Annotated in this window: 14 protein-coding genes; all 14 read left to right on the top strand. The window is 52.5% G+C overall.

What is annotated here, in order from left to right; translation table 11 throughout:
- Positions 1-552: FmdE family protein (locus VFG09_04115; GenBank protein ID HET6514321.1), on the top strand; the 552-nt coding region annotated here is incomplete at its 5' end.
- A gap of 3 nt (positions 553-555) precedes the next feature.
- Positions 556-1,434 (top strand): acetylglutamate kinase, encoded by an 879-nt coding sequence (argB, locus tag VFG09_04110; GenBank protein ID HET6514320.1) that lies wholly within the window; start codon positions 556-558, stop codon positions 1,432-1,434.
- Between the two features lie 360 nt (positions 1,435-1,794).
- A complete protein-coding gene (gene mtgA / locus VFG09_04105; GenBank protein HET6514319.1) occupies positions 1,795-2,586 on the top strand; it encodes a monofunctional biosynthetic peptidoglycan transglycosylase in 792 nt (263 codons plus the stop codon).
- A 170-nt stretch (positions 2,587-2,756) separates the two neighbouring features.
- Positions 2,757-3,242: a flagellar basal body-associated FliL family protein gene (locus VFG09_04100; GenBank protein HET6514318.1), complete on the top strand. Its 486-nt coding sequence runs from the start codon at positions 2,757-2,759 to the stop codon at positions 3,240-3,242.
- Positions 3,239-4,207 carry a flagellar motor switch protein FliM gene (gene fliM / locus VFG09_04095; GenBank protein HET6514317.1) on the top strand — a complete coding sequence of 323 codons (969 nt, stop codon included), beginning with the start codon at positions 3,239-3,241 and terminating at the stop codon, positions 4,205-4,207. The genes VFG09_04100 and fliM overlap by 4 nt, the downstream gene beginning before the upstream one ends.
- A 13-nt stretch (positions 4,208-4,220) precedes the next feature.
- On the top strand, positions 4,221-4,544 hold the full coding sequence (gene fliN, locus VFG09_04090; protein ID HET6514316.1) for a flagellar motor switch protein FliN: 324 nt from the start codon (positions 4,221-4,223) through the stop codon (positions 4,542-4,544).
- Entirely contained in the window at positions 4,541-4,861 is a 321-nt protein-coding gene (locus VFG09_04085) for a flagellar biosynthetic protein FliO (GenBank protein ID HET6514315.1), read from the top strand. Before fliN ends, VFG09_04085 begins: the two co-directional genes overlap by 4 nt.
- A complete protein-coding gene (gene fliP, locus VFG09_04080; protein ID HET6514314.1) occupies positions 4,848-5,480 on the top strand; it encodes a flagellar type III secretion system pore protein FliP in 633 nt (210 codons plus the stop codon). The genes VFG09_04085 and fliP overlap by 14 nt, the downstream gene beginning before the upstream one ends.
- Entirely contained in the window at positions 5,477-5,746 is a 270-nt protein-coding gene (gene fliQ / locus VFG09_04075) for a flagellar biosynthesis protein FliQ (protein ID HET6514313.1), read from the top strand. The genes fliP and fliQ overlap by 4 nt, the downstream gene beginning before the upstream one ends.
- A gap of 37 nt (positions 5,747-5,783) precedes the next feature.
- Positions 5,784-6,545: a flagellar biosynthetic protein FliR gene (gene fliR / locus VFG09_04070; GenBank protein HET6514312.1), complete on the top strand. Its 762-nt coding sequence runs from the start codon at positions 5,784-5,786 to the stop codon at positions 6,543-6,545.
- A 2-nt stretch (positions 6,546-6,547) separates the two neighbouring features.
- The gene (gene flhB, locus VFG09_04065; protein ID HET6514311.1) at positions 6,548-7,582 is read left to right on the top strand and encodes a flagellar biosynthesis protein FlhB; all 1,035 of its coding nucleotides are present in this window, start codon (positions 6,548-6,550) and stop codon (positions 7,580-7,582) included.
- Positions 7,583-9,616: a flagellar biosynthesis protein FlhA gene (gene flhA, locus VFG09_04060; GenBank protein ID HET6514310.1), complete on the top strand. Its 2,034-nt coding sequence runs from the start codon at positions 7,583-7,585 to the stop codon at positions 9,614-9,616.
- Positions 9,606-10,727, top strand: coding sequence for a flagellar biosynthesis protein FlhF (gene flhF / locus VFG09_04055; protein HET6514309.1), 1,122 nt, complete (start codon positions 9,606-9,608; stop codon positions 10,725-10,727). Before flhA ends, flhF begins: the two co-directional genes overlap by 11 nt.
- A complete protein-coding gene (locus tag VFG09_04050) occupies positions 10,721-11,551 on the top strand; it encodes a MinD/ParA family protein (protein HET6514308.1) in 831 nt (276 codons plus the stop codon). Before flhF ends, VFG09_04050 begins: the two co-directional genes overlap by 7 nt.
- Positions 11,552-11,588 lie beyond the last annotated feature (37 nt).

Here is an 11,588-nt window from a genome sequence, read left to right as displayed (position 1 = left end):
CACAGCTGCCCCGGTCTCGCCCTTGGTTATCGTGTTGCACGTGCAGCCATGAGAGAGGTCGCCATGGAGCGGATCTCCGAAGACGAAGAGCTTGTTGCTGTTGTCGAGAACAATTCCTGTGCCGTGGATGCCATTCAGGTTCTTACGGGATGTACCTTCGGGAAGGGGAATCTTGTATTTCGCGACCATGGTAAGCAGGTCTACACCTTTTTGAAAAGACCCCTGGGTTACGGAGTGAGAATATCCATCGATTTCACCCTGCCAGAAGAATCTGCAGAAGAGAAGGAGATGTGGACCCGGTACTTGCAGGGCGACAGGTCTGAAGACGTTTTAAGAGTCGTTCACAGCAGAAAGGCACGGAAGACAAAGGCTATTCTCGATGCTCCAGAGGCTGAGTTGCTCAGAACGACGAAGGTGAAGATCGCTCTTCCCCAGGAGGCAGAAATTTACCAAAGCATCCCCTGTTCGATATGCGGCGAGAAGGTGGCGGAACCGAAGGCAAGGGTGAAAGACGGGAGGATTGTCTGCATCCCCTGTTTGGAGGGGGGATAGGAGATGGAAAAATTGGTCGAGAAGGCAAATGTCCTCATTGAGGCGTTGCCGTTTATTCAGAACTTTTACGGCAAGACCCTCGTCATCAAGTACGGCGGGGCTGCGCAGATTGAAGAAGGGCTCAAGAATTCCTTTGCCCAGGACGTGGTACTCCTGAGCTATATCGGGATAAGGCCGGTGATCGTTCACGGCGGCGGGCCAAGGATCAGTCAGACGATGAAGAAGATGGGGAAGGAGCCGACCTTTGTCCAGGGACAGCGGGTGACGGACAGGGAGACGATGGACATTGTCGAGATGGTGCTTGGCGGTCTTATTAATAAGGAGATCGTCGCGCTGATCAATAATCACGGCGGCAAGGCGGTAGGACTGAGTGGCAAAGACGGAGGGCTCATACGAGCGAAGAAGAAGCTCATAAGGAAGGCTGCGGAAAGAGGACGAGAAGAGATCATCGATATCGGCCTCGTGGGCGAGGTTGAGGCCGTCGATCCCACAATTCTCTGTTCCCTTCAGAGGGACGGTTTTATACCGGTCATTTCGCCCATAGGCGTTGGGAACAATGGTGAGGCCTTTAATATCAATGCCGATTATGTTGCGTCTGCCGTCGCATCATCGTTAAAGGCGGAGAAGTTGATTCTCCTGACGGATGTCACCGGGATTAAGGACAAAAGAGACACGGTGATCTCCACGGTTCTAAAAAAGAGCGTGAAAAAATATATTGATGACGGGACGGTCTCAGGCGGGATGGTTCCGAAGGTCCAGGCATGCATTAGAGCCCTCGATGGCGGTGTCAACAAAACTCACATCGTCGACGGCAGGGTTCCGCATTGCCTCCTCCTTGAGATCTTTACCAGGAAAGGGATCGGCACAGAAATCGTGGCCTAGGACTGTTTACCTGTCATCAGGTATATGAAGCATACAGGGCAAAGCAGATCAGTCTTGGTGGCATGCTTATTGAGACAACGAGCGAAGTTGAAATCGAAAGAAAGTTATCGATGAAAAATCCCTTCCCGGAGGTGACCTCGTGAGATTTCAGGGCAGGGTTGCCTCATGCCTCTTGATATCCGGGACAGACCCTCAACGGTAAGACATAGGCATAGAGTTTCTCGACATGTCAGAAGAAGACAGGGGTAAACTGAGAGGCTTTATTCACTCCCTCGAATGAGTCTTTGCAGCGTTCGTGATGAAGAGATAACGGTCTGACAATTTCGTGTATATTTTCCGAAACCGACCGGTATATCCAGGATGAGGCCTCTTAAAGGGCTCTGTTCCCTGGTCTTACTCGTAACCCTCTCTCTCGCCGTCCTCTATTTCCTTCTTATGCCTGATATCTCGCGGATGAAGAAAGAAAATCCCGGAAAGACCTCTTTCATGGAATACCGAGAGAGAGAGTCAAGGGGAAAGGGTAAGCCATACAGGATCACCCAAGTCTGGGTGCCCCTCTCGAAGGTCTCTCCCTATGTCGTGAAGGCGGTTCTCATTGCAGAGGATGACAAGTTCTGGAAGCACGAAGGCTTTGATTATGAGGCGATCCAGAAGGCGATGGAAAGGGATATCAAGGCAAAGAAATTCAAACTCGGCGGCAGTACGATAAGCCAGCAGCTCGCAAAGAACCTCTACCTTTCCCCTTCAAAGAATCCTGTTCGCAAAATTGCTGAAGCGATTATCACCTGGAGGATGGAGAGAGCCCTCTCCAAGAAAAGGATCCTCGAACTCTATCTGAATGTCATAGAATGGGGTGACGGCATCTTTGGGATTGAAGCCGCGTCACGACACTACTACGGAAAATCCTCTTCTCAACTCTCCCCGGAAGAAGCAGCCAGGCTTGCCGCCGTTCTTCCGAACCCCAGGAAATATAACCCCACCGGCAACCAGCGGTATGTGCTTAACCGCTCAAGTCTCATCTCTGCCATTATGGTGAAAAGGGGTATCGTCGTCCCTGAATATCATGAAGTGTGGGAGAGTGACGAGCCCCTGCCAGAGCCTGGAACAGTCCCCCCTGTCCCTCCCATAGAAAAGCTGAATCCCGCGGAATAGGCCTCTATCGGCACCTTGATCTGAAGGCCAACAAAACATCACCATAGTCATTCTTTTGACGGAAATGATAAAACAAATCACCTTATATTTCAACATGTTATTGCAGGCATACTATTTGAATATTCCCGCAGTGACGGGCTTCATCCCGGCATGAAAAAGGAGGATGTCATATGGCTGACGAAAAGGGGGAAGTTAATCCTGAAGAGACGAAAGAAAAGGCGCCTGCGAAGAGCAAGAAGATGCTCTTCCTTATTGCAGGCGCAGTTGTCCTTGTCCTTGCAGCAGGCTTCATAACATATACCCAGGTCATCGCAAAGACCAAGTCAGGAGATGGACACAAGGCAGAAGAGAAGGATGCCAAGACTGCCCTCGTCTCCCTTGACCCCTTTGTCCTGAATCTTGCAGAGCAGGGGAGATTCCTCAAGGTCTCGATGCAGTTCGAACTAAGTAATGTCTCGTACCAGCCGATGGTTGCCGACAAGGTCCCCCAAATGCGGGACGCAATCATCACCCTCGTGAGCAGCAAGTCTTCTGAGGCAGTCTCAAGTCCCGAGGGCAAATTTCAGCTGAAGGATGAACTTCTTCTCAGGGCAAATCAGGCAGTAGGCAAGGATGTATTTAAGAACCTCTACTTCACTGAATTTGTGATGCAATGAGCGACATTCTTTCACAGGATGAAGTCGATGCCCTACTGAGGGGCGTACAGTCGGGTGAGATAGACACCGAGAGCGCCAAGGAAAAGATACTATCGGGTACCAGGGCCTACGACCTGACGAGCCAGGAAAGGATCGTGCGTGGAAGGATGCCGGGTCTCGAGATTGCGAACGAACGGTTTGCACGGTTTTTCAGAAATTCGGTGTCGTCTCTCATCATGAGGTATGTTGAAGTCGCTATCCACAATGTGGAGATCATAAAGTTCGGCGAATTCATGAAGACCATTCCCTTCCCCTCAAGCATCAACATCTTCAAGATGGAGCCTCTCAAGGGATACTCACTCCTCGTTCTCGAGGCACCGCTTGTATTCGCCTTTGTGGATTTCTTCTTCGGGGGTAAAGGTGCGCTCCATGTCAAATCAGAGGGTAGATCATTCACCTCGATAGAGCAGAGGGTGATCAAGAAGGTCGTTACCATGGGGTTATCCGATATGGCGAATGCCTGGTCTGTTCTCGTGCCTATTAACCCCGAACAGGCGGGCTCAGAGATGAACCCGCAGTTCGTCACTATCGTCACGCCGAGCGAGATCGTGATAAAAGTTCAGATCAATATAGAAGTCGAGAACTTCACCGGGAAACTCTTCTTCTGCGTTCCCTATTCGCTCATCGAACCGATCAAGGAAAAACTCTATTCCGGCATCCAGAACGAAAAATTTGAGACTGACCAGAGATGGGTCGCGCGGCTGAAAGAGATACTCCTCGGTTCCCAGGTCGAAGTCACAGCAGAACTGGGAAGTACCGAACTCACCCTGGAGGAGTTGATGAAGCTCGAAGTGGGCAGCGTAGTCTGTCTGGACAAGTGCGTATCCGATAATCTTCCCCTGAGGGTTGAGGAGATCGAGAAGTTCAGCTGCGTGCCGGGGAACAGCAGGGGAAACCAGGCCGTAAAGATAACAAAGATTCACTGAAAAGGAGAGCGCTATGAGCCAAGCAACTGAGGAAGCGAAATTCGAAGAGTTAACCCCTGAAAGGAAGGGACAGCCCTCGAGGGACATAGATTTCCTTCTCGATATCCCTCTTGAAATAACCGTGGAATTGGGCAGGACAAGGATGCTCATCAAGGATCTTCTCCAACTCGGTCAGGGGTCTGTTGTGGAGCTCGAGAAGATTGCCGGTGAGCCGATGGAGATCCTCGTGAACAACAAACTGGTGGCGAGGGGCGAGGTCGTAGTCGTCAACGAAAAGTTCGGCGTGAGGCTCACGGACATTGTCAGCCCGACGGAAAGGCTCAAGCAGCTGAAATGACAGAGATCTACCTTCAGATGGTCTCTGCCCTTGCAGCGGTGGTAGGGCTCATTTTTCTCATGGGTTTTTTCCTGAGAAAAAGACAGCGGAAAGCAGGACTCATGAATGTTCTCGCCTACCAGTCCTTCGGCCCGAGGAAGGGAATTGCGGCGATGAAGATCGGGAGGGAAATACTCCTCGTGGGCGTGACAACGTCAGACATCAAGCTCTTGAAGGCCTTCGACGAGAACGACATCGAGACGGACACGGTGAGGGAGATCAGCGACAAGGTCAAGCGATTGAGGAACATCAAGGAGCACCTCAATGAAAATAACTGATCCTGCTGTCGAAGTCTTCTTTCTCGTCAGTTTCTTGTCCCTGCTGCCCGCCGTGCTTGTGATGTTCACATCCTTCACACGAGTAGTCGTCGTGCTCTCCTTTCTCCGTCAGGCCATCGGCGGCCAACAGATACCACCGAACCAGGTTATTATCGGTCTCGCGATATTCTTAACCCTCTTCATCATGTCCCCCACGCTCGACGCCATCACGAAGGATTCGATAAGTCCCTATATGGACAAACAGATAACGATCCAGGAGGCCCTCAAGAAGGCAGAGCCGCCGATCAAGAGCTTCATGCTGAGACAGACAAGACAGAAAGACATCGCCCTCTTTCTGAACCTTGCAAAGGAAAAGGCGCCTTCGAAGTCTGAAGAACTGCCTATCCGGGTCGTTGTCCCGGCCTTTGCCATAAGCGAGCTGAAGACCGCCTTTGAGATCGGCTTTCTCATCTTTATCCCCTTTCTCATCATCGATATCGTCGTTTCGAGCATACTCCTTTCGATGGGCATGATGATGCTTCCCCCGGTCCTCATATCACTCCCCTTCAAACTGCTCCTCTTTGTGCTCGTCGACGGATGGAACCTTGTCATCAATTCAGTCGTAAGGAGTTTTCTATGACCGTGGATGTCGTAAAATCGCTCTCTGCCGAGGTATTCAAGACGATACTCCTTGCCTCGGGGCCTATCCTTCTCGTCAGTCTTTTTGTGGGACTCGTAGTCAGTCTCTTCCAGGCAGTGACACAGATCCAGGAATTCACCCTCACCTTTGTCCCGAAGATTGTTGCGGTCTTTATCTGTCTCTTTGTCTTCTTCCCATGGATCGCGAGGGTCTTGACGGCCTTCACAACGAACCTCATAGAAAAGATACCGGTGCTCATACGATGAAGAACCGTCACGCAGGGAGACGAGGAGGCCGCGACCTATGAATGCCATCGACATAGTTTCACCCTATCTGGCAAAGTTCCTCTTCATCTTCCTGAGGGCCTCTCTTGTCCTCATGCTCCTGCCCTTTTTCGGCAACCAGAACATGCCCGCCCAGTTCAAGATCGGATTCATCGTGGCTTTGTCGGTTGTCCTTACCCCAGTCGTGAAATTTGACGTCCACCAGGGTGCGGTACCTTTCCTTGTTATGCGTGAGATCGTCTTTGGCCTGCTCCTGGGGCTCGCAGCAAGGTTTGTATTTTTTGGAATAGAGATGGCCGGTCACCTCATGAGCAATGCCATGGGGCTGTCAATCGCTACGAGCTTTGACCCTGAGATGGGCCAGTCTACCGCCGTATCGAGCATCTATGGGATTCTTGCCATGCTCATCTTTCTCGCCATGGACGCCCATCATGACCTCATCTATATCTTTGTGAGAAGCTACGAATTAGCGCCCGTGGGATCAATTGAGGTGAGAAACCTCGCTCCTGAGGCAATCGCAATAACCGGCAGGATCTTCATGGTCGCCATGAAACTGAGCGCACCCGTTGTGATCATCATGGTCCTCACAAACCTCCTTCTCGGGTTTTTGTCCAAGGCAGCTCCCCAGATGAACGTCTTCTTTGTCGGCTTTCCCGTCTATGTCGTTGTGGGGTTTACGGTAATGATCCTCGGACTCCCTGTCTTCGCCCAGGTGAGCGGGACTTTCTTCAGTGATATCGAGAACGAAATGGTCAGGATCATCGGGATGGCAAAGGGCTAGGTATGGCTGAACTCGAAGAGAGAACTGAACAAGCGACGCCTCGAAGGCGTGAAAAGGCCAGGGAAAAGGGACAGGTTGCCAGGAGCCGTGAGCTCACAACCATGGCCGGTGCGGCAGGAACCATACTTCTCTTTTACTTTGCGGGAGATTCTTTCGTGACGCGCGTTTCCGAACTCATGGGAAGACTCCTCGGGCTTCAGTGCGGCAGGGAGCCTTTGGCGGTCATGAAATCAGCGGCGTCTGAACTCTTTCTTCTCCTCATGCCTATCCTCGGTATGAGCTTTACCCTTGCCCTTGCCGCCGGTTTCGCCCAGGGCGGCATCGTCTTCAAGGCGCCTGCACTGGAGCTCGACAAGATCAGTCCCATTGCGGGATTCCGGAGACTCTTTTCAATCTCCGGCCTCGGGGAGTTTGTCAAGAGCCTTCTGAAACTTGCGGTCGGTGGAGTCGTTTCCTATTTCCTCGTCAAGAAGGCGATCGTCATCGTCCCGTTGACGGCGGCCATGGACCTGACGGAAATACGGAAGGTCGCCGCCAACCTCATATCCAAATCGGTCCTCTCGATCTTTATGACGTTCCTTGTCATCGCCCTCGCCGATTATATCTATCAGCGGTGGAAGCATGAGCGTTCCCTGCGAATGACAAAGGAAGAGATCAGGGAAGAGTTTAAGGAGTCCGAAGGAGACCCCCATATCAAGTCAAGGATACGGAGCCTCCAGAGAGAGATGGCGAGGAGGCGCATGATGCAGGAGGTGCCCAAGGCCACGGTGGTCATTACAAACCCTACGCATCTGGCTGTTGCCCTGAGCTACAAAAATGATGAGATGTCGGCGCCGAAGATCGTTGCGAAGGGGGCCGGAATCATAGCAGAGAAGATGAGAGAGACGGCAAGAAAACACGGCGTACCGCTCGTGGAAGACAAGCCCCTGGCACGGGCCCTCTATAAACTCGACATCAACTCACTTATCCCTGAGGAACTCTACAAGGCGGTGGCAAAGATCCTGGCCTATGTCTATAAGTTGAGAGGAGCGGCGTAAATGGATCTTCTTCACTTCATCCAGAAGAGGGGGGATGTTATCGTAGCCATCAGTGTTGTGGCCATTTTGGGCGTCATGATGCTCCCGATCCCTCCCTTTATTCTCGATATCCTTCTGTCCCTCTCCATATCCCTCTCGATCGTTATCCTCGTGACAGGCATCTATATCAAGAAGCCCCTCGACTTCTCGGTATTCCCTTCGGTCCTGCTCATAACGACCCTCTACCGGCTCGCACTGAATATCGCATCCACGAGGCTCATACTCCTGAAGGGGAATGAGGGAATCGATGCGGCCGGGCACGTCATACAGTCCTTCGGCAATTTTGTTGTCGGCGGAAACTACGCAGTCGGCTTCACAGTATTTCTCATCCTCGTCGTCATCAACTTCGTCGTCATCACGAAAGGGTCGGGAAGGATTGCCGAGGTGGCGGCCCGCTTTACCCTCGACGGTATGCCGGGCAAACAGATGGCAATTGACGCCGACCTCAATGCTGGCCTTATCGATGATGCAGAGGCGCGGCGAAGGCGTGCAGTCGTTTCACAGGAGTCCGATTTCTACGGAGCAATGGACGGTTCCAGCAAGTTTGTCAGGGGCGATGCCATAGCAGGACTGATCATAACAGCGATCAATATTCTCGGCGGTTTTATCATAGGGACGCTCCAGAGGGGAATGCCCATCGCAGAAGCCGCAAAGACCTATACCATATTGACCATCGGTGAGGGTCTCGTAGCACAGATGCCTGCCCTCCTCATCTCGACGGCGGCCGGCATTGTCGTTACCCGGGCCGGAACCGAGAAAGACCTCGGGAAGGATATAACCTCCCAGATGCTTGTTAATCCAAAGGCCCTCGGCACCGCTTCCGGCGTGATGGTCGTCCTCGGCCTTGTGCCGGGTCTTCCCCATTTTCCCTTCTTCCTCCTCTCAGCGGCATCCGGCGCCCTTGCCTATGTATTTTCCAAGCAGCCACCAGAGGCGGTGAAGGAAGAAGCCGTTGCCGCGGCGCCTGCTGAACCTGCGATCGAGACCTTCATGGAGATAGACCCCCTCGCCTTTGAGATAGGGTACGGTCTCATACCGCTTGTTGAGTCAGGCAGGGCGGATCTCCTCAGCAGGGTAAAGGGAATGAGAAGGCAGCTAGCCGCCGAACTTGGGTTCGTTGTCCCTTCCATCCATATCAAGGACAACCTTCAGCTCAGGCCCCATGAATACAGTTTCCTCATACGGGGAATCGAGGTCGGGAGGGGTGAGATCGTTATGGGCCAATATCTGGCCGTCTCTTCGGGTGAGTCGGAAAAGCTGGACGGTATCCCGACAAAGGAGCCCGCCTTCGGATTGCCTGCATACTGGATCAGTGAGGCCGACGTTGAGAAGGCCCAGTCGAGGGGGTATATGGTTGTGGACCCGGCGACAGTGATTGCAACGCATCTCACGGAGCTTATAAAGAACCATGCCTGGGAACTTCTCACCCGGACAGAGGTGCAGGGCCTCCTCGACAACGTAGCGAAGAGCTATCCGAAGATCGTTGACGAACTCGTGCCTTCACAGATGACACTGGGCGGGATACAGAGGGTGCTCCAGAATCTTCTCAAGGAGCGGGTGCCGATCAACGATTTGGTCACGATCCTCGAGACACTCCTTGATTACGCTCCTTCAACCAAGGATATCGAGATGCTGACGGAAGTTGTGAGGCAGGCATTGGCACGGTTCATTACAAAGCAGTATATGGTCTCTGACGGAGGCATCCATGTGCTGACACTGGACCCAAGATTCGAGATGACCCTGTCTCAGGCAATGGAGACGGGAGGTGCGATAAGCCCAGACATAGTGAGCAGGCTCATACGCGCTATCGAGAAGGCGATCACGTCCGACACCTTCAAGGGCGTGCAGCCGTTAATCCTCTGTTCATCACAGGTAAGGAGATTTCTCAGGAAGATCACCGAGAGGTTCCTCCCGTCGGCTGTCATCCTTTCGAATGCTGAAATAGCTCCATCGGCAAAACTCTATACAACAGGGGTAGTGAGATATGAAGATTAAGAAATTTAGAGCGAAGAGTTTCAGTGAGGCCCTGGAGCTCATAAAGAAAGAGCTGAGCGAGGACGCGATCATCCTCTCCACGGAAGAAAAGAAAGGTATCAGGCCCTCTGTCGAGGTCACGGCTGCCGTTGACTATGACAGCCCCGGTCTGCAGCAAAGGCCGGAGGAGGGAAGCCGGAGACAAGATGGAGATATCATATATAGGAAGGCGCTCAACTCCTCTCCCTCTCTTGATACCCCCCGACCTGTGAACATCATGACCAACGAAATAAAGGATGAGATTGTGAAACTCCGTGGCGCCATCGAGGGGATGAGGAATACCGGTTATGAGATAGCGCTGCCGGTAAGAAAGAGGATGGTGATGAACTTCCTCAGGGAGAGATCGGTGCGGGATGAGTTTGCACTGCGTCTCTGCGACAAGGCAAGGGACGTAAACGACATCGCTTCATTGATATCGGAAGACATCAGGGTGAAGGAACGAACGAACAGCAGAAGGGCTGTCATGCTCATCGGACCGACGGGAGTTGGGAAGACGACGACCATAGCGAAGCTCTCGGCTAGGGCTCTCAAAGAGGGCAGGAGGGTCGCCGTCATCAACCTCGACACTTACAGGATCGGAGCTGTCGAACAGATGAGGATCTATACGAGGATCATGGGAATCCCCCTGGCCGTGGCCTCGAGTGTCGCGGAACTGAGGAGAAGTCTCCACAATTTCTCCAAGACCAGGGATATCGTCTTTATCGATACCACGGGAAGAAATCCCCGGGAAGAAGCATACATAGACGGAATCCTCGAAACCTTTTCGGTATCATCCGGCGAGGAGCCGTCGTCAGAGTTTCCCCTGGAGCTTCATCTCCTCATGAGTGCCAGCGCAGACGATGCATTCATGATAGAGGCTTACCGATCATACCGAAGATTGCCGATCGATTCCATCGCCTTCACAAAAGTCGACGAGGCCGTGAGATTCGGCTCACTCTACAACCTCATGCTCACTTACCAGAAGCCGGTTGCCTATATCACGACGGGACAGACCGTACCGGACGACCTTGAGTTTACGAATCACCAGAGCCTTGCAAACCTCATACTGACGAAGGGGAGTTTTCGATGCTGAAAAAAAAATCTGACAAGAGGAAACATGTCAAGACCATAGCCGTGGCAAGCGGAAAAGGAGGTGTGGGGAAGACGAATGTTGTGGCGAACCTTGCCATAGCGGTCAAAAGGCTCGGTAAAGATGTGATGATCCTTGATGGCGACCTTGGCCTCAGCAACATTGATGTCCTCCTTCATCTGGCGCCGAGACAGAACATCCAGAACCTCCTGAGCGGAGAGATGGGGCTCAGGGACGTTGTCGTCGAGGGTCCTCACGGGATAAAGATCCTCCCCGCCAGCTCGGGGGTACAGGAGCTTACGTCCCTTGATGAATTTCAGAGACTGAGGATTCTGGAGGCCTTCGACAGGTACGAAGAGAATGTGGATGTCCTTCTTATTGATACGGCGGCAGGCATTTCGGAGAACGTGGCCTTCTTCTGCATAGCGGCACAGGAGATCATTATCGTGGCGTCTCCCGAACCAACAGCAATCACCGATGCCTATGCCCTCATGAAGGTGCTCTTCACGAGGTACCAGGAGAAGGAGTTCAATATCCTTGTCAATTCTGTGAGGAACTCCGGGGAGGCGATGGAAGTCTTCAGGAGACTCTCCCTTGCCGCAGAAAAATTCCTCAATATTTCTCTGAACTATCTTGGGTATATCCCCTTTGACGAAACGGTGCGGAAAGCAGTGAGCTCCCAGAAAGCCTTTGTTGATGTCTATCCCGACGGCCCTGCATCACTGCAGGTTACGGAGATTGCATCAAAGATTCTCGATCCCCGCAGCAAGGTGAAGGGGACGCTGCAGTTCTTCATCGGGAATCTCCTGTCCGCATCGAGCGTATAGCCGAGGGCAATATTCGATGCCCTATAACCAAGGAAGG

This window comes from Thermodesulfovibrionales bacterium, from assembly GCA_035686305.1.
In the GTDB taxonomy this organism is placed as follows: Bacteria; Nitrospirota; Thermodesulfovibrionia; order Thermodesulfovibrionales; family UBA9159; genus DASRZP01.
Note: the sequence above shows the minus strand (reverse complement) of the source record. Positions and strands in the feature narration are given on the sequence as shown.